Annotated in this window: 16 protein-coding genes and 1 pseudogene; 14 read left to right on the forward strand and 3 right to left on the reverse strand. The window is 65.4% G+C overall.

What is annotated here, in order from left to right:
- Window positions 1–70: 70 nt before the first annotated feature.
- Window positions 71–1,243: a sensor histidine kinase gene (locus RIA72_RS09610; protein WP_350031963.1), complete on the forward strand. Its 1,173-nt coding sequence runs from the start codon at window positions 71–73 to the stop codon at window positions 1,241–1,243.
- Complete coding sequence (locus RIA72_RS09615; RefSeq protein ID WP_350031964.1) at window positions 1,243–1,977, forward strand: LytR/AlgR family response regulator transcription factor; 735 nt, start codon at window positions 1,243–1,245, stop codon at window positions 1,975–1,977. Before RIA72_RS09610 ends, RIA72_RS09615 begins: the two co-directional genes overlap by 1 nt.
- 32 nt (window positions 1,978–2,009) lie before the next feature.
- Here the strand turns inward: RIA72_RS09615 and RIA72_RS09620 are convergent, their stop codons facing one another.
- A complete protein-coding gene (locus RIA72_RS09620; protein ID WP_350031965.1) occupies window positions 2,010–2,366 on the reverse strand; it encodes a UrcA family protein in 357 nt (118 codons plus the stop codon).
- Between the two features lie 415 nt (window positions 2,367–2,781).
- Here RIA72_RS09620 and RIA72_RS09625 point away from each other — a divergent pair, with 415 nt between their 5' ends.
- The gene (locus RIA72_RS09625; RefSeq protein WP_350031966.1) at window positions 2,782–3,108 is read left to right on the forward strand and encodes a hypothetical protein; all 327 of its coding nucleotides are present in this window, start codon (window positions 2,782–2,784) and stop codon (window positions 3,106–3,108) included.
- Here RIA72_RS09625 and RIA72_RS09630 read toward each other — a convergent pair.
- A complete protein-coding gene (locus RIA72_RS09630) occupies window positions 3,105–3,515 on the reverse strand; it encodes a hypothetical protein (protein WP_350031967.1) in 411 nt (136 codons plus the stop codon). The two genes, RIA72_RS09625 and RIA72_RS09630, sit on opposite strands and share 4 nt — an antisense overlap.
- Window positions 3,516–3,667: 152 nt before the next feature.
- Between RIA72_RS09630 and RIA72_RS09635 the strand changes: the two genes are divergently transcribed.
- From RIA72_RS09635 to RIA72_RS09665, 7 genes and pseudogenes are all read left to right on the forward strand, one after another.
- Window positions 3,668–5,176, forward strand: a complete 1,509-nt coding sequence (locus RIA72_RS09635) for a BCCT family transporter (protein WP_350031968.1) — start codon at window positions 3,668–3,670, stop codon at window positions 5,174–5,176.
- A gap of 103 nt (window positions 5,177–5,279) precedes the next feature.
- Window positions 5,280–8,189 (forward strand): annotated as a pseudogene (uvrA, locus tag RIA72_RS09640) (excinuclease ABC subunit UvrA).
- On the forward strand, window positions 8,186–8,644 hold the full coding sequence (gene ruvX / locus RIA72_RS09645) for a Holliday junction resolvase RuvX (protein ID WP_350031969.1): 459 nt from the start codon (window positions 8,186–8,188) through the stop codon (window positions 8,642–8,644). The pseudogene uvrA and the gene ruvX overlap by 4 nt, the downstream one beginning before the upstream one ends.
- A gap of 150 nt (window positions 8,645–8,794) precedes the next feature.
- Complete coding sequence (locus tag RIA72_RS09650; RefSeq protein ID WP_350031970.1) at window positions 8,795–9,790, forward strand: aspartate carbamoyltransferase catalytic subunit; 996 nt, start codon at window positions 8,795–8,797, stop codon at window positions 9,788–9,790.
- Entirely contained in the window at window positions 9,781–11,004 is a 1,224-nt protein-coding gene (locus RIA72_RS09655; protein WP_350031971.1) for a dihydroorotase, read from the forward strand. The genes RIA72_RS09650 and RIA72_RS09655 overlap by 10 nt, the downstream gene beginning before the upstream one ends.
- A 416-nt stretch (window positions 11,005–11,420) precedes the next feature.
- The gene (locus RIA72_RS09660) at window positions 11,421–12,584 is read left to right on the forward strand and encodes a helix-turn-helix transcriptional regulator (RefSeq protein ID WP_350031972.1); all 1,164 of its coding nucleotides are present in this window, start codon (window positions 11,421–11,423) and stop codon (window positions 12,582–12,584) included.
- Between the two features lie 82 nt (window positions 12,585–12,666).
- Complete coding sequence (locus RIA72_RS09665) at window positions 12,667–13,638, forward strand: NAD(P)H-dependent flavin oxidoreductase (protein ID WP_350031973.1); 972 nt, start codon at window positions 12,667–12,669, stop codon at window positions 13,636–13,638.
- On the opposite strand, the gene glk is transcribed toward RIA72_RS09665, so the two are convergent.
- Window positions 13,635–14,618: a glucokinase gene (gene glk / locus RIA72_RS09670; protein WP_350031974.1), complete on the reverse strand. Its 984-nt coding sequence runs from the start codon at window positions 14,616–14,618 to the stop codon at window positions 13,635–13,637. The two genes, RIA72_RS09665 and glk, sit on opposite strands and share 4 nt — an antisense overlap.
- Window positions 14,619–14,815: 197 nt before the next feature.
- On the opposite strand from glk, the gene RIA72_RS09675 reads away from it, so the two are divergent.
- The 4 genes from RIA72_RS09675 (at window position 14,816) to RIA72_RS09690 (ending at window position 22,198) form a co-directional block, all read left to right on the forward strand.
- A complete protein-coding gene (locus tag RIA72_RS09675) occupies window positions 14,816–18,031 on the forward strand; it encodes an autotransporter outer membrane beta-barrel domain-containing protein (RefSeq protein WP_350031975.1) in 3,216 nt (1,071 codons plus the stop codon).
- Between the two features lie 234 nt (window positions 18,032–18,265).
- Window positions 18,266–18,787, forward strand: coding sequence for an RNA polymerase sigma factor (locus RIA72_RS09680; RefSeq protein ID WP_350031976.1), 522 nt, complete (start codon window positions 18,266–18,268; stop codon window positions 18,785–18,787).
- Window positions 18,777–19,706, forward strand: a complete 930-nt coding sequence (locus RIA72_RS09685) for a FecR family protein (protein ID WP_350031977.1) — start codon at window positions 18,777–18,779, stop codon at window positions 19,704–19,706. The genes RIA72_RS09680 and RIA72_RS09685 overlap by 11 nt, the downstream gene beginning before the upstream one ends.
- 2 nt (window positions 19,707–19,708) lie before the next feature.
- Entirely contained in the window at window positions 19,709–22,198 is a 2,490-nt protein-coding gene (locus tag RIA72_RS09690) for a TonB-dependent receptor (RefSeq protein WP_350031978.1), read from the forward strand.
- The last annotated feature ends 205 nt before the right edge of the window (window positions 22,199–22,403 follow it).

Below are 22,403 nucleotides of genomic sequence, written 5' to 3' on the forward strand. Positions count from 1 at the left end.
CGCGCCGCTTCGACTGGCGACGCGCGGCGCGCTAGCCAGCCGGGCGCCTTTAGGGCTAAAAGCCGGGGTAATGAACGCCAATTTCCGCAAAGACGCGCTGCGCGATCAGCGCGCAAAAATGCTCGCCGCAGCGCCCGACTGGCGCGCGTCGGACGCGCGCGTCAATCCGCGTGTCGCGATCGGATCGATCCTCGCCATGTGGCTGATCTATTTCCTGATCACCACCGGCCTTGCCATGCTGACCGGCGCAAGCGAGCAATGGTCCTACGCCGGGCGCCGCGCGATCGTCGTCGTTGCGGGCATTTTATGCACATTCGTGCTCTATCAATTGCTCCAGCGCGCACAGCCGCGCAGTTTCGGCGCGCGCCTTGCCGCCGCGCTCGGTTCCGCGGTCCCGCTGGTCATAATCTATGCGAGCATCAACCTGTTCGTCTTTTTCTACTGGTTCCCCGGCCCCGACACGTCAAAGATCATCGAGGAAGTGCAGTCGAAATTTCCGGTGGCCTGGGAAATGGTGCTCATCCTCGACAGCTCGATCCGCTGGTATTTCTTCTTTGCAGTCTGGGCCGCGCTCTATGTCGCCTTTGGTTATGCGAACGAAATGCGCGCAGTCGAACGGCGCGCCAATCATTTCCGCATGGAGGCCAAAAATGCCCAGCTTCGCGCGCTCCATTATCAGGTCAATCCGCACTTCCTGTTCAACACGCTGAACTCGCTATCGACCCTCGTGCTCAAAGGGTCGAAGAGCGAGGCGGAAACGATGATCATGAATCTGTCGTCCTTCCTGCGTTCGAGCCTTGCGGTCGATCCCGAACAGCTTGTCAGCCTCGACGAGGAAATCGCGCTCCAGCGCCTTTACCTCGACATCGAACAGGCGCGGTTCCCCGACCGGTTGCAGGTCGAGGTGGCGATGCCCGACGAGCTGAAACATGCGTGCGTGCCGGTGCTGATCCTGCAACCGATCATCGAAAACGCGATCAAATATGGCGTGTCGCCCAGCAAGGGCAAAATTGCGATCCGCTTGCAGGCGAGCGCCGAATATGGCTTGCTGGTGCTGCGGATCGAAAATGACATCGACCCCAAAGCGCCCGTTCCCGCGTCGGGAACCGGCCTGGGGCTTGGCAATGTTCGCGAACGGCTGCTCACCCGCTACGGCCCCGCGGCAGGGTGCGAATGGGGCCCGTCGGACGATGGCGGTTTCGCGGTGTCGCTTTGGTTGCCGCTGGCGCGGGAGACTTGCTGATGCTTCAAACTTTACGCACGTTGATCGTCGACGACGAACCGCTCGCGATCGAACGGCTACAGATATTGGCGGGGCAACAGGATGGCGTATCGCTCGTCGGGACCGCCAGCGACGGTGCATCGGCGCTGCGGATGGTCGATGCGCTCGCGCCCGACCTGCTGCTCTGCGACATCGCGATGCCCGATTTGAACGGGCTGGAAGTTGCAGCGGCCATCGAACGGCTCGACAATCCCCCTGCGATCGTCTTCGTCACCGCTTTCGATCGCTATGCGGTCGCCGCGTTCGAGGTGGCTGCCGTCGATTATCTGCTGAAGCCCGTCTCCCCCGACCGGCTGGCGCGCGCACTCGCGCGCGTCCGCGAATGGCGCATGTCCGAACGCGCGCCAGCCCAGAAGAGCAAGTGGATCACCGAATTCTGGGTCCAGAACCGTGGGGAGATGCTGCGGATCGACGCGGCGCAGGTCGACCTGATCGAAGCCGAACGCGACTATATGCGCCTCCACGTCGGCGCGCGCAGCTGGCTGATTCATCAGACGATCAAGTCACTGGAAGCGCGCATGAACCCCGATCAGTTCATGCGTATTCACCGGTCGAAGATGATCCGGCGCGACGGCATCGTCGGGCTGAAGCATCATGGCGACGGCGCGTGGAGTGTCGACTTGGGCGATGGCGGTATTCACCGCATCGGCCGCACCTATCTTCACGACGTAAAGGCGATCATGCACGGGGCATGACCGCCTTTACCGAGTATCGCAAGGGACTGCGATCAGGGAGCGGCAGCGATGACGATCCGCCCGGAATCGACCAAGCGCGCGCCGTTGCCGTTAAAGAGTTCGGCAAGCTTTACTTCGGCGTCGGCCATCGCGCTTTGCTCGCAGCGAAGCGCGGTCGCTCGCTGTGACAATTCCTGCCGGTAATGTGGCCGGCTTCCACATACTTTGCGAACCGCATATTTCACGCGCGTCGCAAGCGATTCGCGCCCTTTGGCGGTCGAAAGATTGAGGTCGTCGTACCGAACCAAAGTGGTGCGCCGTTCGCCATCGTCCTCGGCCGCAGCCGCGGGAACCGCAAAGCTGGTCAGCGCTATCGGCGCCGCCAGCAGGAATAGAGTAGATTTCGCCATGGGGGAGTCCTCACACTGGGGGTATCGGATGCGGGATACGAAATGCCCGGACCGGGGAGACCGACGCCCTCCGCATCCCGCAGCTTTGGAATGCCGCATTCTCTCCATCCGATCACCTCGGGTTCGACCGGTTCCGGAGCGGCGTCGATCAGACCGACAAAGGGCGTCCATTCATCGACGAATGGCCGACCGTTCCGAAATTTCATGACGTTGGCGTTGCATTCTGACGCTGATGCGACCAATTTCTGCCATCGTGAGGAAATTTTCTTACCCCGCGCGCCATAGGGTCGGAAGCCTCCTGCTACGCGGCCTCCTCCTGGCGCTGGTCGGCGCGATCGTCGGCGCCCTGATCGGCCGTTACGTCACCGCATCGAGATTGGACAGCGCCGCTCCTGCCACTCGGCCCTATTCTCAAATGTCCGCCAACCCCGCTGCCGCGGAAACGCCGACGGCGACCGGCATTTCCTGCCCCGATTGTCCCGACAGCTATGGGGTGGCGGCCCGACTGCGCGCCGAACGCGGAAATCGCACCGCCAATAGGTTTCGCGCGCTGGGGACGATCGATATCGATGCCGCGCCGGCCGAGCTGCAGGACGATTATCGATATGGGGGCCGTTTTCCCGATCCCCCGTCCCCGATCGACGATACCCCGCTCCACGGTCGGATCGACGATGCGCGGGACGACGACGGCGCGCAGCCCGATCTGGATGCGCCGACAGCCGACGAAACGCGCGGACGTTAGCGCGGGGGCGTTTGGACCGGCGAAGCGCAGCGCGTCGTATCGCCGGCCTTGCACGCCGCAACGTCGGCCTCCCACTGCATCCGTTCGGCCGCCGACATTGCGGCAACGCGCGCCTTTTCGGCTTCATAGGCGGCCGTTTCTTCGGCAAAGACCTCTTGGTCATGCGCCACCTGCTGCTGCGCTGCGGAGACTTCCTGCGCGTAGATGGTGTTATCGGTCCGCGCCCGCGCTGCCTGTTCGGCGTTGAGGCGCGCCGTATTCGCGCGCTCTTCGGCGGTGGTGCCGTCGGGCAACTTGGTGTTGGCCGCAGCGGGCGCAATGGGCGCATCGGGCGTCTGCGACGCTGCAACCGAACCGGTACCAAGCAGCGACACGGCAACCGAGGCGGCCAGAATTCTTCTGGTCATCGAACTTTCTCCTTCAAACAACCGCTGCGGCGCTAACGCTTCGCCGCGAGGCACGTTCCCGCCACATTTGACCTTGTGCAAGCCAAACGCCATGCTGGTGTCCCTTTCACCTCCGATCGTTCCTGCTTTTGCCTATCGCGCATACACACCGCTTGAACCGCCCCGTCTTTTTCGTGCCGCTCGCGGTGCTGCTTGCGGCCGTTCTGTTCAGCCTGTGGCGGGGCGCGGCCTTTGTTTCGGTCGAAACGGCCATCAACGACTGGATTCTGCGTCACGCCTCGCCGCTGTTCGCCTTGGCCGGGATAGGCTTTCTGGCGCTGCTGCTGTTCGTCGCGCTCTCGCCGCTCGGCGGACGCATCATCGGCGGGGACGAGGCCACGCCGATCCTGCCACGCTGGCGCTGGTTTGCAGTGACGCTCTGCACGACAATCGCCACCGGCATCCTGTTCTGGGGCGTCGCCGAGCCGCTGTTCCATCTCAACGACCCGCCTGCGATGCTGGGGCTCGTGCCAGGCAGCGACGCCGCGGCAAGCTTTGCCATGTCGACGATGTTCCTTCACTGGACGCTGACGCCCTATGCGATTTACACCGTCGCCGGGCTCGCCTTCGCGCTCGTCTATTATGATCGCGGCGAACCCTTCAGCCTGTCATCGCTTTTCGTCCCGTTGATCGGCCAGCGCGCGCACGGTCCGGCGGGCGTCGCGATCGACATGTTCTGCCTGTTCGCGCTGGTCGCGGGCATGGCCGCGTCGCTAGGCGCGGGTGTGCTGGCGCTTGCCGGCGGAATCGAGGGACTATGGGGCATTTCGGGCCGCGCCCCGCTTCGCTGGAGCATCGCGGCGGCGATCGTCGGCACCTTCGTCATTTCCGCCGCGCTGGGGCTCCGACGCGGTATTGCGCGGCTGTCGCTGTTCAACATCTGGCTCTTCGCCGCAATCATGCTGTTCGTCCTGGTCGCCGGACCCACCACCCACCTTCCTTCTCTCGCCCTGTCGGGTGCGAGCGATTATGTCGCGAGCTTTCTGCCGCGCAGCCTGGGCCTTGACATCGAAACCGACTGGCACCGGCAATGGACGATCTTCAACTGGGCCAACTGGTTTGCCTGGGCGCCGGTGACGGCGCTGTTCCTCGGCCGTCTTGCCGTCGGCTACAGCGTCCGCGCCTTCATCGTGGTCAACCTGCTGCTTCCCGCGCTGTTCGGCGCCATGTGGATGATCATCATCGCCGGGACAACGATCACGCTCGACCAGCAAACGGGCGGCGATCTCTACGCTCTCCTGTCCAGCGCCGGTCCCGACCCTCTCCTCTATCGCCTGTTCAGCGAACTCGGCGGCGGGATGCCCGTACTCCTGCTTCTGATCGGCGCGATCTTCATTTCCTATGTCACCGCGGCGGACAGCAATATCTCGGCGATGAGCGCGCTTTCGACGCACGGCATTTCGCCCGAAAATCCCGAAGCGCCCATCGCGGTCAAGCTCGCATGGGGCGTCACCGTCGGACTCGTCGCCACCATCCTGGTCGCCGCCGCGGGGATCGACGGCATCCGTATGATGTCGGTGCTCGGCGGCTTTCCGGCCCTTTTCATCATCCTTGGCGCCGCGGTCGCGCTGACGGTGATGGCGGTCGAGCGTCCGCGGGTTGTGGCCTCGACCGACCCCTGACCCAAGGCGCATGTTGCCGCCGCGCGCGCGCCGCCCTATCTATGCGCACAGGCGCGCAGACCACCCTTGCGCCGCTAGAACAAATCTGGAACATACCCCTCCCATGAGTCTCACCCATATATCGGTGCGCGGCGCGCGCGAGCATAATCTGAAGGGCGTCGACGTCGACCTGCCGCGTGACTGCCTGATCGTCATCACCGGCCTGTCGGGGAGCGGCAAGTCGAGCCTTGCGTTCGACACCATCTATGCCGAGGGGCAGCGCCGCTATGTCGAGAGCCTGTCGGCCTATGCGCGCCAGTTCCTCGAGATGATGCAGAAGCCCGACGTCGAACATATCGATGGACTGTCGCCCGCGATCAGCATCGAGCAGAAGACGACGTCCAGAAATCCGCGCTCGACCGTCGCGACCGTCACCGAAATCTATGACTATATGCGCCTTCTGTGGGCACGCGTCGGCATTCCCTATTCGCCCGCGACCGGCGAACCGATCAGCGCGCAGACGGTGAGCCAGATGGTCGACCGCGTGATGGAATTGCCCGAAGGCACGCGCGCCTATCTGCTCGCCCCCGTCGTTCGCGGACGCAAGGGCGAGTATCGGAAGGAGCTCGCGCAGTGGCAGAAGGACGGCTTCACCCGCGTCCGCATCGACGGCGAATTTTACGAGATCGAGGACGCGCCGACGCTCGACAAGAAATACAAGCATGACATCGAGGTGGTGGTCGACCGCATCGCGGTGCGCGAGGGGATCGAGACGAGGCTTGCCGACAGTTTCGAGACGGCGCTGAAGCTAGCCGAGGGGCTGGCCTATGTGGACCTGGCCGACGGCATCGTACCGGGCCGCGAGGAAGAAGATACCGGCGGCGCGATGAAAGGCGCCGGCATCCCCGCGAACCGCATCATCTTCTCCGAAAAATTCGCCTGTCCGGTCAGCGGTTTCACCATCGCCGAAATCGAGCCGCGCCTGTTCAGCTTCAACGCGCCGCAGGGAGCTTGCCCCGCTTGCGATGGGCTGGGCGAGCGGCTCGAGTTCGACCCCGAGCTGGTCGTTCCCAACCACGCGCTGAGCCTGAAAAAAGGAGCGGTCGTGCCTTGGGCGAAATCGAACCCGCCCTCGCCCTATTATATGCAGGTGCTCGAAAGCCTGGGCAAAGCCTATGACTTCGGCCTCGACACGCCCTGGCAGGATTTGCCCGGAGCGGTGCAGCAGATCATCCTGCACGGGACCGGCGGAATGCCCGTCGAGCTGACCTTCAAGGACGGCAAGCGCACCTACACGACGCACAAGGCGTTCGAGGGTGTGATCGGCAATCTCAATCGCCGGATGCTCCAGACCGAAAGCGCGTGGATGCGCGAAGAGCTAAGCAAATATCAGACCGCGCAGCCGTGCGAGACATGCCATGGCGCGCGGCTGCGCCCCGAACCGCTGGCGGTGAAGATCGCGGGCGAGGACATCAGCCAGTCGGCGCGGCGCTCGGTCGCCGACGCGCTCCACTGGTTCGGAACGCTCGAGGAAAAGCTGAACGACCAGCAGCGGCAGATTGCGAAGGCGATCCTGAAAGAGATCAACGAACGGCTCGGCTTCCTCAACAATGTCGGGCTCGACTATCTCAACCTCAACCGCACCAGCGGAACCCTGAGCGGCGGCGAAAGCCAGCGCATCCGCCTTGCGAGCCAGATCGGCAGCGGCCTGTCGGGCGTGCTCTATGTGCTCGACGAGCCGAGCATCGGCCTGCACCAGCGCGACAACGACCGGCTGCTCGCGACCTTGAAACGGCTCCGCGACCTCGGCAACACGGTGATCGTCGTCGAACATGACGAGGATGCGATCCGCCACGCCGACCATGTCGTCGACATGGGCCCCGGCGCGGGCGTCCACGGCGGCGAAATCGTCGCGCAGGGCACGCTGGAACAGGTGCTCGCAAACACGAAGAGCCTGACCGCCGCCTATCTGACCGGCGCAAAGAAGATCGAGGTGCCGCAGCACCGCCGCCCCGGCAACGGCTTCGACCTGGTGCTGACCGGCGCGCGCGCGAACAATCTGCAGAATGTCACCGCGAAGATCCCGCTCGGCACCTTTACCTGCGTCACCGGTCTGTCGGGGTCGGGCAAGTCGAGCCTGATCATCGACACGCTTTACGCGGCCGCGGCGCGCACGCTGAACGGCGCGCGGATGGTCGCGGGGCCGCACGACAGCCTGACGGGGCTGGAACATTGCGACAAGGTGATCGACATCGACCAGTCGCCGATCGGCCGCACCCCGCGGTCGAACCCCGCGACTTATACGGGCGCCTTTACCGTGATCCGCGACTGGTTCGCGGGGCTGCCGGAGGCGCAGGCGCGCGGGTACAAGCCGGGGCGCTTCAGCTTCAACGTCAAGGGCGGGCGGTGCGAAACCTGCACAGGCGATGTCCTCATCTAGATCGAGATGGAGTACCTGACCGACGTCTATTTGACTTGCGAGACGTGTCACGGCAAACGATATAACCGCGAAACGCTGGAGGTGAATTTCAAGGGTATGAGCATCGCCGACGTGCTCGACATGACGGTCGAGGATGCGGCGGAATTTTTCAAGGCGGTCCCCGCGATCCGCGACAAGATGGCGATGCTGGTGCGTGTCGGCCTCGGCTATATCAAGGTCGGACAGCAGGCGACGACCCTGTCGGGCGGTGAAGCGCAGCGCGTGAAGCTTGCCAAGGAACTCTCGCGCCGTTCGACCGGGCAGACGCTCTACATCCTCGACGAACCGACGACGGGGCTGCATTTCGAGGATGTGCGCAAATTGCTGGAGGTGCTGCAGGCGCTCGTCGACCAGGGCAACAGCGTCGTGGTGATCGAACATAATCTCGATGTCATCAAGACCGCCGACTATATCCTCGACCTCGGCCCCGAAGGCGGGGTGAAGGGCGGCGAGATCGTCGCGGCGGGGACGCCCGAAGAGGTGGTGAAGGAAAAGCGCAGCTTTACCGGGCAATATCTCGCGCCCTTGCTGGGAAAAGGGGTGGAACCGCGATGATCGCCACCGCCGCCGCCGACTTTGCCGCCGCGCTCCCGAACGGCGGCCGCCTGGCAGGGCTCGACGTCGGCACGAAAACGATCGGCGTCGCGCTGTGCGATGCCGGATGGTCGTTCGCGACCCCCGACAAGACGATCCCGCGCCGGAAATTCTCGGCCGATCTCGAAACGCTCAAGGCGCTGATTGCCGCCCAGTCGGTCGTCGGCCTTGTCGTCGGGCTGCCGCTCAACATGGATGGCAGCGACAGTCCGCGCACACAAAGCACGCGCGCCTTCGCGCGCAACCTTGCCCCGTTGGGCCTGCCGGTGCTGCTGTGGGACGAACGCTGGTCGACCGCCGCGGTCGAGCGCGCGATGATCGCCGCCGACGTCAGCCGCGCCAAACGCGCCGAACGCGTCGACAGCGCCGCCGCGGCTTTCATCCTGCAAGGTGCGATCGACGCGATGGTGCGATAGCGCAACGCCAAGACGAACCGTCGCCCCGCGAAGGCGGGGCCACAATCAACCTTGCCCTACGCCGATAGCGCCCCCCACCTTCGCGGGGGCGACGTTCTTTTTACGGATGGCTTGCGATTTCTGCATCTCTTTCCTAAACGCTGCCCTTTAATGACAAGCTCTACCGCCCGACCCGCCAGCGACTATCCGCCCGGTGGCGATGCCTTTCGCCATCGCCACCTGACCGGTATCGCCCAGCTCACCCCGTGGGAGATTTCCTACATATTGGACGCCGCCGAAGAATGGGTCGAACTCAATCGCAGCGGCGCGGCGAAGCATGACGACCGGCTCGCGGGTCTCACGATCATCAACGCCTTTTTCGAAAATTCGACCCGCACGCTTCTGTCGTTCGAGATTGCGGGCAAGCGCCTGGGCGCCGACGTCGTCAACATGCACGCCGCGCAGTCGAGCGTGAAGAAGGGCGAAACGCTGATCGACACCGCGATGACGCTGAACGCCATGCGCGCCGATGCCATCGTTATCCGCCATGCAAGCTCGGGCGCGGTGCAGCTGATCGCCGACAAGGTCGACTGTCCTGTGCTCAACGCGGGCGACGGCCGCCACGAGCATCCGACGCAGGCGCTGCTCGACGCGCTGACGATCCGCCGCCGCCTCGGCAAAGTCGAAGGGCTGACCATCGCGATCTGCGGCGACGTCCTCCACAGCCGGGTCGCGCGCTCGAACATCCTTGCCTTGACGCTGCTCGGCAACGAGGTTCGCGTCGTCGCCCCGGCGACGCTGACCCCGCCCGCGATGGACCGGATGCACGTCGCGACCTTTACCGACATGGACGCGGGGCTGAGCAACGCCGACGTCGTGATGATGCTTCGCCTTCAGAACGAACGGATGGACGGCGCCTATCTGCCTTCGGCGCGCGAATATCATGCGCTTTACGGTCTCACCGAAAGCCGGCTTGAAAAGGCGAAGCCGGACGCGCTGATCATGCACCCCGGCCCGATGAACCGCGGGGTCGAGATCGACAGCAGTATCGCCGATCACCCCACCCGCTCAACGATTACCGAACAGGTCGAAATGGGCGTCGCGGTGCGGATGGCGTGCCTCGACATATTAACGCGGCGCCAGCGGGGAGTGGCGGGATGGAACTGAGGCCGCTGCATATCGTCGGTGCCCGGCTGATCGACGGCGACACGCCGCGCGCGGGCAGCTTGCTGGTCGTTGACGGCCGTATCGCCGCCATCGACCCGGCCGAAATTCCGGGCGGTGCCGAAACCGTCGACGCCAAGGGCAAGTGGCTTGCCCCCGGCATCATCGACCTTGGGGTCTTTGCGACCGACAAGCCCGCCTTTCACTTTGGCGGCATCACGCGCGCCGCGCTGATGCCCGACAATGGACCGCTCGACGGCGCCGGGCTCGTCGAGCGCGCCGCAAAGGGCGGAAAGCCCGACCTTTGGGTTCACCCGCTCGCCGCCGCGACCAAGGGGTTGGAAGGCAGGGAGCTCGCCGAGATCGGACTGATGAGGCAGGCTGGTGCGCGCGCCATCGCCACCGGGCGCGGCCGCATATCCGACAGCGGCGTAATGCGCCGCGTCCTTGCCTATGCGGCATCGCTCGGCCTCGTCACGATCATCCATGCCGAGGATGAGGGGCTGACCGCGGGAGCGGTTGCGACCGACGGCGAGATGGCGACACGACTGGGTCTCGCATCGGCCCCGGCGATTGCGGAAGCGATGGCGATCGCGCGTGACCTTGCGCTGGTCGAGGAAACCGGCGCGCCGGTTCATTTCCGACAGGTTACGACAGCGCGCGGGCTCGACCTGATCCGCGCCGCCAAGGCGAAGGGCCTGCCCGTGCTTTGCGGTATCACCCCGGCCCATCTTTTTCTATCCGACACAGCGATCGGCGATTTCCGCACCTTTGCGCGCCTGTCGCCGCCGCTTCGCAGCGAGGACGACCGCCAGGCCTGCCTCGCCGCCGTCGCCGACGGCACGATCGACATATTGTCGTCGGGGCACGATCCCCGCGGCCCCGAGGACAAGCGCCTGCCCTTCGCCGAGGCGCTGCCGGGCATGGCGGGGGCCGAAACCTTGCTCGCCATGGGACTGACGCTCGTGCGCGACGGGCATGTCACGCCCGAACGATTGTTCGACATGCTGGCCGCCACCCCTGCCTGCCTGCTTGGCGTCGAGGCGGGGCGGCTTGCCGCGGGCATGGAGGCCGACCTGATCCTCGTCGATCCCGACGCGCCCTGGCAGGTCGATGCGAAAAAAATGGCCGCCTGGGCCGGTAATACGCCCTTCGACGGAATGCCCATGCAGGGCCGCGCGACGATGATGTGGAAAGGCGGCATGCGAATAAGGTGAGGTCTGCTGTGAGGTGGGTGAGCGGACATCTTCCGTCATCCCGGCGAAGGGTGTTCAGAGGCATGTGACTCTGAAACACGATCTCACCCTATCGGTTTACCGCACCGGCGAGATCCCGGATCACGCCCGGGATGACGATGAAATGAAGGTCGCGTTCCGCCCTTGAAACAGCCTTCCACATTTCCCATGCGCCCCGCGAAAAAAGAAGTCCGCCGGTGGGCCGGCGGACTTCAAGAGAGCAAGATGGCCTTGGGTCCACCTTCCTCGGGTCGCAAGGCGGTGATGCCGGATTCGCGCGCTGCTTTCGCTACCCATATGGGTAGCGCAGTGATTTTTCCTTTTGTCGCATTAGACTTGCCATCGCCGCCGCGCCCGTCTCAAATGGCTGGGCTGCGTACCTTCGTGGGGGAAGCTGTATGCCGAGCGAGCCGATTGCCGCCTTTCCAAGCGACCATAATGCGCCGCCCGAATGGGAAGTGCTGAACGCGCTGATCGGCGAAATCTATGATTCGGTGCTTCACCCCGAAAGCTGGAACGACACGCTGGCGCGCATTACCGCCGCCCTCTGTCCGCTGAGCTGGGAAGCGGCCTTTCTCCTGTGGGAAAGCAACAATCCACCCAGCGCACGCTTCGTTGCCGCGACCGGCCTCGCGGCTGGGGTGCAGGAAATCTATTCGGCGGTCTACGCGGGCAACCATCCCTGGTCGCGCAAGCTGATGCGCTATGGCAACGGCAGCGTCGTCGATAGCTACGAGCTGATGCCCCGCGAGGAATTTGCCGAATCCGAATTTTTCCGCAATTTCCTGGAGCCTTGGGGAATTGACCGGCTGGTCGCGGTGCTGCTCGACCGGCGCGGCGGAGAGCGGCTGGGGCTGATGCTTCCCGGCCCCGGCGATCGCGACATCGACCGATTGAAGCGCGGGCTGCGCGTCCTTGCACCGCATATGCAGCGTGCGATGCGGATCAGCGACCGGATCGCGGCGCTCGACCTTGCCGCCGGGGCGGCGCGCGCCGCCGCCGATGTCTCGCCCTTCGCCATATTCAGCCTCGACGACCAGCTCGGCATTCTCGCCGCGAACAGCCGCGCCGCCCGATATGAAAAGGCAGGGTTTGTTCGCACCGCGGGCGAACGCTTCGTCTTTACCCACCCGCCCAGCCAGAAGCGGCTGCTCGACCTTGTCAAAAGCCCCGATCCCGCGGGACTGGCGTTCCAGACAGTCGGCCCGGACAACCGCGAGTGCCCCGTGCTGGTCGCGCGCGTGTCGCGGCAGGCTGTTCAGCAGATCGGCGGCACGCGCCTCGGCGCGTCGCTTATCGTGACGTTAGGCAGCTCGCCGGGCGAAACGCCCGTGGTCGAAATCGACCGTGTCGGGCAATGGTTTGGGTTGACCCCGGCCGAGGCCCGGCTCGCCGTCGCACTCGGCGCGGGCGCCACGCTCCAGGATTATGCCGCACGGCGCGCCGTCAGCGTGAACGCCGCGCGTTTCCTGCTCAAGGGCATATTCCGCAAGACCGGTGCCAACAGCCAGGCGCAGCTCGTCGCCATACTCGCCACTCTTCCCGCCACACCCACCAGCTAGACCGCCAAGGCTGCGCGATCTCGCTTGCACCGCTTTCCGTTTACGTTAAGGTCAGTTTCAAACCGCTACCGGAGAATGATTCATGGCCCTTCCCCCGATTTTCGACCGTCTGCGCCTGCCCGTCATCGGATCGCCGCTGTTCATCGTGTCGGGCCCCGATCTGGTCATCGCGCAGTGCAAGGCCGGGATCGTCGGCAGCTTTCCCGCATTGAACGCACGTCCGCAATCGCTGCTCGACGAATGGCTGCACCGGATCACCGAAGAACTCGCAGCGTGGGACCGCGACAATCCCGACCGCCTTTCGGCGCCCTACGCCGTCAACCAGATCGTTCACAAATCGAACGACCGGCTGGAAGCAGACATTGCGACCTGCGCCAAATGGAAAGTGCCGATCACCATCACCTCGCTGGGCGCGCGAGAGGAACTGAACCAGGCGGTGCATGGCTGGGGCGGCATCACGCTGCACGACGTCATCGACGACCGTTTCGCGCGCAAGGCGGTCGAAAAGGGAGCCGACGGCCTGATCCCGGTCGCAGCCGGTGCGGGCGGCCACGCCGGGCGGCAATCGCCCTTTGCTCTGGTTCAGGAAATCCGCGAATGGTTCGATGGCCCCGTTGCCCTGTCGGGGGCGATCGGGCACGGCCGATCAATCCTCGCCGCGCAAGCGTGCGGCGCCGACCTCGCCTATATCGGCAGCGCGTTCATCGCGACCGCCGAAGCCAATGCCGAAGAGGGGTATAAGAATGGCATCGTCGAAGGGCGGGCCGCCGACATCGTTTATTCCAACCTTTTCACAGGCGTACATGGAAATTACCTCCGCGGTTCGATCGTCGCGGCGGGCATGGACCCCGACAATCTTCCCGAAGGCGACCTCAAGACGATGAACTTCGGATCGGGCGGCAACACCAAGGCAAAGGCGTGGAAAGACATTTGGGGGTCGGGTCAGGGCATCGGCGCTGTTTCCGCCGTGCGTCCCGTCGCCGATTTCGTCGGCGAGCTCGAGGCGCAATATCTGGCCGCCCGCCGCGAGCTGGAGGCGAAGGTCCGGCTTTAGCCTGGGGCTCCTGCGAACTGCCGCGCAAAGGCAGCGGCCGCGCCGAAGAGGCCGGGCTGCGGGTGCGTGATCAGCTTGACCGGGATCGCCGACATAAAGCCTTCGAACCGCCCTTTTTCGATAAAGCGTTCAGGAAAGCCCGATCGGACGAGGCTGTCGCGGATGCGAAGGCCCAAACCGCCTGCGATGACCACCCCGCTTGCCCCCTGCGCCAGCGCCAGATCGCCCGCGACGCTGCCGAGCGACAGGCAGAAGCGATCGACCGCCGCCGCGGCAAGGCTGTCCTCGCCACCCAGCGCCGCGGTCCAGATCGCCTTGTCATCGAGCGGCGTCACCGCACGCCCTTCGAGCATCGCCAGCGTTTCATAGATATCGACGATGCCCGGCCCCGACACGATCCGCTCGACCGATACGCGGCGGTGGCGCTTTCGCAACCGCGCGAGGATCGCGTCCTCGATGCTGTCGAGCGGGGCGAAGTCGATATGCCCCCCCTCGGTCGCCTGGACGCGGTATCCGTGGTCGTCGCGCCAGACATGCGCGACGCCAAGGCCGGTGCCGGGACCGATGATGCTGATCGTTCCTGTAGCGGGAAGCGGCTCATCGGGGCCGGTCAGCCTCTCGAAATAGCTCTCGTCCGCCTGCGCGACGGCATGGCCCACCGCTTCGAAATCATTGACGAGGACATGACGGTCGACATTCAGCTTTTCGCCGATCAGCGCGGGGCGGATGATCCAGGGATTGTTGGTGAACCGAATGATCTCGCCGCGTGTCGGCCCGGCAATGGCGATGGCCACCGCGCGCGGGAGTGTCCCGCCCTGCTGGCGCTCGAAGTCCTGCCATGCTGTCTGGAAGCTCGCATGATCGCTGGTGTGCAGCGTCGTCGCCGCGCCCAGCGCGCGAACACGCCCGCCCCCGACTTCGGCAATGGCAAATCGGGCGTGCGTACCGCCGATGTCGACCGTGACGATCTGTTCGCTCATGGCTCTCCCCTGGCGGCTCTCTGTCGCCGTTCCCCGCCGCGCATGTGCGATGACCGGCGGCGATGCAACAAGGCATAGCTATGCGTGCAACCGGCGCGTTTCCACCCCCGGTATTTTTTTTCCAAGGCTCGCGATGCCGCTCTCCGTCTTGTGATTGATGCCGGGATGCCTCCCGGTCCCACTGCACGAGGAACCCGATGCGCAAGACCTTGCTGGCCTCCACCTGCCTGGCCACCCTTATTTCAACCGCCGCCCATGCCGAAACGACAATCACCACGGCCACAACAGCGCCCGTGCGAACTTCGACGATCAAGTCCGGGACGCCCGACGACATCAAGATCACCTCCGCCGGCTCGATCAAACCCACCGTCGCCGGTCCCGCGGTCACGATCGACAGCAATCACAAGGTCGTCAACGAAGGCACTATCGAGTTCAGCAATGTCGATGGCGCAACGGGCATATTGGCAGGCGCGGGCACGAGCGGCGGGATCACCAACAGCGCGTCGGGCAAGATCACGATCGGCGAAACCTATGCCGGCACCGACATCGACAATGACGGCGACATCGACGGCCCCTATGCGATCGGCAGCAATCGGGTCGGCATCGCAACCGCGGGCGCCTTTACCGGCAATATCGTCAATTCGGGGACGATCGCGATCGAAGGCAATGATTCGGCGGGCATCCGCCTCGGCGGTCCGCTGACCGGCAATTTCACCAACGACGGCACGATCACCGTGCTCGGCGACCGTGCGCTCGGCGTCGGCCTCCAGAATGTCACCGGCAATGTCAGGCTCGCCGGCACGATCACCGCGACCGGCGCCGATGCAATCGGCGCGCGGCTGAGCGGCGACATCACCGGCGCGCTCGTCGTGCAGGGCAATCTGACCGCCACCGGCTATCGCACCACGACACCCCCCGCCGATCCGTCGAAGCTTGATGCCGACGACCTGCTGATCGGCGGCCCGGCACTCTCGATCGAAGGCGATGTGACGGGCGGCATCATCCTTGCCGTCCCGCCCAAGGATACGAGCCCGACCGACAAGGATGAGGACAAGGACGGCATCGACGACGACAAGGAAGGATCGGCGGTCGTACGCTCCTTTGGTTCGGCGGCGGCGATCCGCCTCGGTTCAGCCAGCGAAGCGGTGACGATCGGCCCCGTGGCAGGAACCGGAACCGGCCTCGGCTTTATCATCGACGGTTCGGTGCTCGGCAACGGGCTGTATGCGGGCAAGGACGGCAACGCCATCCAGATCGGCGGCCTCGGCGGCGCCGTGACGATCGCGGGCGGCGTCGGCATCGGTGCGACCGGCAGCGTCGCAGCCCAGTCGAAGGACGCCGCCGCAACCGCGATCCGCTTCGGCAGCGGCGCGTCGACCCCCGAGCTTCGCAATGCGGGCAAGGTCGAAGCGACGACCGGCGGCAATGCCGCGGGCGCGATCGCGACGGCGGTGATCGTCGAGGCGGGCGCCGACGTGGCGCTGATCCGCAACAGCGGGGCGATCGCTGCCAAAACCGGCGGCGACAATGGAACCGCCCGCGCGATCGTCGACCTGTCGGGCAATGTCGATATGGTCGAAAATAGCGGGACGATCAGCGCGACCGGCGCCGCCGCGGCATCGGATCGCAATATCGCGATCGACCTTTCGGCGAATGGCGGCGGGGCAACGGTCAAGCAGACCGCGGTTGCCGCCGGAATCGCCGCCCCCAGCGTCGTCGGCGACGTGCGCTTCGGCGGTGGCAACGATGTGTTCGATATCGCCGACGGCTCGGTAAAGGGCGACACCTTCTTCGGCGCAGGGGACAACCGGCTCGCGCTGTCGGGTGACGCAGCCTATGCCGGCGATGTCCGCTTCGGCGCGGGCAGCGACACGATGACCCTCGCCGGAACGTCCAGCTTCAATGGTCTCGCCGATTTCGGCGGCGGCGCCGATACGCTGACGGTCGGCGGCACGTCGGTCTTTTCGGGCACGCTTGCCAATTCGTCGGGGCTGGCCGTGTCGGTGGGCGGCGGCACCTTCGACGTCCGCGGCGCCGCGACGATCGCCTCACTCGCCGTCACCGACAAGGGCGTGCTCGGCGTCATGCTCGACACCGGCAATACCGGCACTGCGCTTCAGGTCGCGGGCACGGCAAGCTTCGCGGCGGATTCCAAGCTGGCACTTCAGCTGTCGAGCATCGAAGAGGCCGAAGGCCAGCATGTGGTGCTCACCGCGGGAACGCTCACTGGCGCGAATAATCTGACGGCATCGCAGACGTTGCTGCCCTTCCTCTACAAGGGCACGCTGAGTTCGACCGCGACCCAGCTGATCGTCGATGTAGCGCGCAAGAGCACGAGCGAGCTCGGCCTCAACCGATCGGAAAGCGGCGCTTTCGATGCGGTGATCGATGCTGTGGTAGCGGACGAGAAGATCGAGGATGTGTTCCTCGGCATCACCGACGGCGACCAGTTCCGCAGCCAGCTTCAACAGATGCTGCCCGAACATGAAGGCGGCGTCTTTGAAACCGTGACCACGGGTTCGCGCGCGCTGGCACGCCACCTCCTTGATCCCAATGCGCCCTATCAGGACGAAGGCAAATGGGGTTACTGGGTCAACCAGGCTGTCTGGGGCACCTCGAAAAGCATTGGCAACACCGCCAGCTATGACGTCAGCGGCTGGGGCATTTCGCTCGGCGCGGAGATCGAGAGCGACGTCGGCAATTTCGGCGGCTCGGTCGCCTTCCTCAGCGGCAAGGACAGCAATGGCAGCAACGCCAACCAGGTGAGCACCAGCCAGTTCGAAGGCGCGCTGCACTGGCGCCTGCGCTCCGACGGTTTCATGGCGAACGCCCGCGTGTCGGGCGCCCCGGTGAAGCTGAAAGGCACGCGCGTCTTTCGCGCCGAAGCGGGCGCCGAGGACATCGAGAAGACGATGAAAGGCAAATGGGACGCAACTTTGTGGTCGGCGTCGGGCGCGGTCGCCTACGACACGCGCCTCGGCGGGCTGACGCTGCGCCCGATGGTCGCGGTCGATTATTACAAGCTTCAGGAAGATGACTATCAGGAAAGCGGCGGCGGCGATGCGCTCGACCTCACCGTACGGGACCGCGACAGCGACGAATTGGCGGTCACGGGCACGGTAACGCTGGGCTTCGAATTTGGCGGCGCCGACGAATATGACGGCTGGACGCGCTTCGAGCTCGAAGGCGGCCGCCGTCAGATCGTTGGCGGCACGCTGGGCGTCACGACGGCCTCGTTCAAGGACGGCACGCCCTTCACCCTGGTTCCCGAAGATCGCACGAGCGGCTGGGTCGGCCGCCTCCGCGGCATTGCCGGCAATTCGGCCTTTCAGGTCGCCGGCGAAGTGTCCGCGGAAGAACAGCAAAGCCATGTCGGCTGGGCGTTTCGTGCGAGCCTGCGGGTCGGTCTCTAGCCCCCCTTGACCGACCCCACCCGCAGGGGGGAAGCAGATCCCCTACCCCGCTTCCCCCCTGCCTAGGATCGAAGAAAAACCCGACAGATGCTTGCCACCGCACCGCCTTCATTCCCCCCTCCACAGTTGCGCGGCCGCGCATGGACGTTATATGACGGCGTGGTCAGGGGAACGTCTGCCGCGGGGCGATGCGGCCTGTTCCGGAAAAAGATGGCGTTCCAAAGCAAGCTATTCATGACCGAGCCGCGCGATCGAAGCGACGCCTTTCAGGGCATTGAGGGCATATTGCTCGCCAACCGGGATCGCATCCTGCGCTTTCTGGAAGTCAGGGGTGCGGGTGACAGCGCCGAGGATGTGTTTCAGGATCTGTGGATGCGCCTTACCGAACGCGGTGTCGGTCCGGTTGCCGATCCCCTGCCCTATGTCATGCGGGCCGCCAACAACCTGATGCTCGACCGCTATCGTTCGGCACGGCAGCGCAGCCTGCGCGACAAGGCATGGGGCGAGACCACCGAAACGCACAGCCCGTCGAGCGAGGCGGCCCTGATCTCGCGCGAGCAACTCGTGCTCGCCGACGCGGCGATCACCGCGACCGGCGAGCGGCCCGCGCGCATCTTTCGCCGCTTTCGCGTCGACGGCGTGCATCAGCGGGAAATCGCCCGCGAAATGGGGGTCAGCCTGAGTACCGTCGAAGCCGATCTGCGCAAGGTCTATGCGGCGCTTGCCGCGTTAAGGAGGCAGTTCGATGCCGGCTGAACCCAATGATGCGGCCGAAGCCCGTGCAATCGACTGGCTGGTTCGCCAGCGCGACCCGGCGTTCGACGATTGGGACGGCTTTGCCGCCTGGCTTGGCGAGGACGCACGCCACGCCGCCATCTATGACTCGCTCGCCAGCCTCGACCGCGATCTGGACGCGCTGCCGCCGGCTCCTTCGGGGGTCAGGATCGGCGAAGCGCCTGCGCCGCGCCGCGTCCTGCCAAGGCGCTGGTTCGGCGGCGCCGTCGCGGCGGCGCTGGTCGGCGCGATCGGCCTGTCGGTCCCGGGCCTGTTCGGCAGCGGCGATCGCATCGAAACAGCGGCTGGCGAACATCGCACCGTCACCCTGGCCGATGGCTCGACGATCGAGATCAACGGCGGCTCGGTGATCGAAATCGACGAGGAACGCCCGCGCTTCGCACGTCTGACGTCCGGCGAGGCGATGTTCAACGTCGTGCACCGCGAGGGCGACCCCTTTGTGGTCGAGGCAGGCGGCGCGCAAATCGTCGACCTGGGGACTGCGTTCAACGTCGTCCGGCGCGACCGCGCAACATCGGTCGCGGTGTCCGAGGGCGTGGTCGTCTACAACCCCGATCGCGACAATGTGCGCCTTGCCGCGGGCAAAAGCCTCGATGCCCGCGATGGAGCCCGCCCGGTCGTGAAAGATACCGAGATCGCCAGCGTCGGCGGCTGGCGGAGCGGCCTCCTCGTTTACAGTGACGCGCCCCTGTCGCTCGTCGCCGAAGATTTGCGGCGGACGGCAGGTATCGAGCTCAGCATCGCGCCCGAAGCGACGGCGGTGTCGTTCCGCGGCGCGCTGATTATCGACAAGGATCGCAGCCGCACGATCGCCGACCTCGCCGCATTGTCGGGAACCCGCGCCGAACGGCGCGGTGAAGGCTGGATATTGACGCGCTGACGATGCGCCCGCGCCTTGCTCTCGCCGCGACAGCGATCCTTCTGACCGTGCCCGCCCCGGCGCTGGCAGGCGAGGAGCGCGCGTTCGACGTCGAAGGGGGCCGCCTGTCGACCGCGGTGCCGGTGATCAGCCGGCAGGGTGGCGTCAGCATCAGCGTCGCCGACGCCGCGCTCTGGAACGCGCGCGTCCGCCCGGTGCGCGGTCGTATGCCGATCGACAAGGCGATCCGCCGCCTGCTCGCCGGCACCGACGCACGCGCCGTCCGCGTCAGCACGACGAGCTGGCGCATCGAACGCCGCCCGGCTCCACAGCGCGCCCGTGCCGCACCTGCGCCGCGACAGACGCCGCAACCGCGGGCACGCGAGCCCGCGAACGATGTGGTCGCGGCCGCGTCGGAAACGATCATCGTCACCGCGTCAAAAACCGACCTGCCCTATTCGCATTTCGCCGGCGTCGTCACCCAATTGGATGGCGGCGATCTGGCGTTTGGGGGCGAGCGCGGGATGGATTCGATCCTGTCGCGCACTGCCACCGTCTCCTCGACCCATCTGGGTCCGGGGCGCAACAAGCTGTTTATCCGCGGTATCGCCGATTCAAGCTTCACCGGCCCGACGCAGGCCACCGTCGGCCAATATCTTGGCGACATAAGGCTGAGCTACAACGCGCCCGACCCTGACCTGCGCCTCTATGACATCGACAATGTCGAAATCCTCGAAGGTCCGCAGGGCACGCTCTATGGCGCGGGATCGCTCGGCGGGATCATTCGCGTCGTCCCCAAGGCGCCCGATCCGCGCGGACCGATGGTCCAGGCGATCGCGGGCGTGTCGCTGACCCAGCATGGCGACCCCGGCGGCGATATCGCCGGGATCGCCAACCTCCCGGTCGGCGACGACGGCCATGCGCTGCGGCTTGTCGGTTATATGATCACCGACGGCGGTTATATCGACAATCCGCTTCGCGGACAGACGGACATCAACCGCGTCCATATTCGCGGCGGCCGCGGCACCTTTCGCCTTGAAGCGGGCAATGGCTGGGCGATCGACATCGGCGGCATGTATCAGGCCGTCACGTCGGACGACGCGCAATATGCCGATAAGGACGCGCCGCCGCTGACCCGCCGGTCGATGATCGAACAGCCGGCAAAGACGCGCTATGGCCTGGCTACGCTGGTGACGATGAAGGATTGGGGCGATCTGCGCTTCCAATCGTCGAACGCCTTTATCGATCACCGGCTTTCCGAACGCTTCGACGCCAGCCTGCCCGCCCGCGAAGGAAGCGGCGGCGGCGGGCCGAATACGGCGATGGGCGCGGTCGATGTCGCGCGCCTGTTCGCGCCGATCACAATCACGCCGTCGCGCGACGTTCCGCGGCGGCTCGACCAGCATAATGCGACGCGGATGTTCGCCAGCGAGAACCGCCTGTGGCGTCCGTATCACGACGGGCTCGGCTGGGTCGTCGGCGCCAGCTTCATCGCCAATCGCGCCCGGCAGGATCGCGAATATGCCTATGGCCCGTTGCGCACGCCGCTGCCCGGCGTGACGAACCGCATCACCGAATGGACCGGCTATGCCGAAGCCACGACCGAATTGCTTCCCGGCATCATCGCCTCGGGCGGGCTTCGCCTCTCGCACGTCCGGTTGGGCGGCATGGCCGAGGATGTTCCCTTCGATCTGGCGGAGGCCGGGCGGGCGACCACCGCATCGCGGCACGAAACCGACCTGCTGCCTTCCGCATCGCTGATGGCAACGCCGCTCGACAATCTTCGCCTTTATGCCCGCTATCAGGAAGGATTCCGCCCCGGCGGGCTTGCGGTCGACGGCAATTTTGTCCGGCGCTTCCTGAACGATCGCGTCCAGACGTGGGAAGCCGGGGTGCGTTTCGGCGACCGCCGCCTGACGCTGCTCGATGCGACACTGTCGGTATCGTACAGCCGCTGGCAGAACATCCAGGCCGATTTCATCGACAGCAACGGCTTTCCGACGACCGCCAACATCGGCGATGGACGCATCACCAGCGTATCGGGTGCGCTCGCCGTGCGGCCGAGCGAGGCGCTGACCTTTGAAGTCGGCGCGGTCTATAATCATAGCCGCGTCGACGATCTGTCGCCGCAGATCCTGCCGGTCTTTGCTGCCGCCCCCGCGCGGCTCGGCCGCATTCCCAACGTCGCAAGCCACGCCGTGCGCGGATCGGCCAATTATGCCACGATGGTTGGTGATCAGGACGTCCGCATCAATGGTTGGGCCAGCTATGTCGGCCCTTCGCGGCTCGGCATCGGTCCGGTGCTCGGTGAAAGCCAGGGCGATTATGTCGACACGGGCCTCGCGATGCGCATCGGCAACGAACGCCGCGGCCTGTCGCTGACGCTCACCAACCTCTTCGATTCGCGCGGCAACCGCTTCTCGCTGGGCACGCCCTTTGTCGAAGGAAATGCCGGCTTTATGACCCCGCTACGCCCCCGCACGCTACGGATCGCCATCGACGTCGCCTATTAGCGAATGGCGGCGTGGAGGGTGAGGAGCGGACATCTTCGGTTCCGTCATCCCGGCGAAGGCCGGGATCTCGCCGGTGCGGTAAACCGTTAGGGTGAGATCCCGGACTGCGCCGGGATGACGATGAAGGGAACAGTAGCAACCGGCGAATGACGCCGCCTTCCAGCCTACAGCCGTCTCGATGCCCCCTTCCTTCTTGGGACGGACT

The sequence above is a fragment of the Sphingopyxis sp. genome, assembly GCF_040216815.1.
Classification (GTDB): Bacteria; Pseudomonadota; Alphaproteobacteria; order Sphingomonadales; family Sphingomonadaceae; genus Sphingopyxis.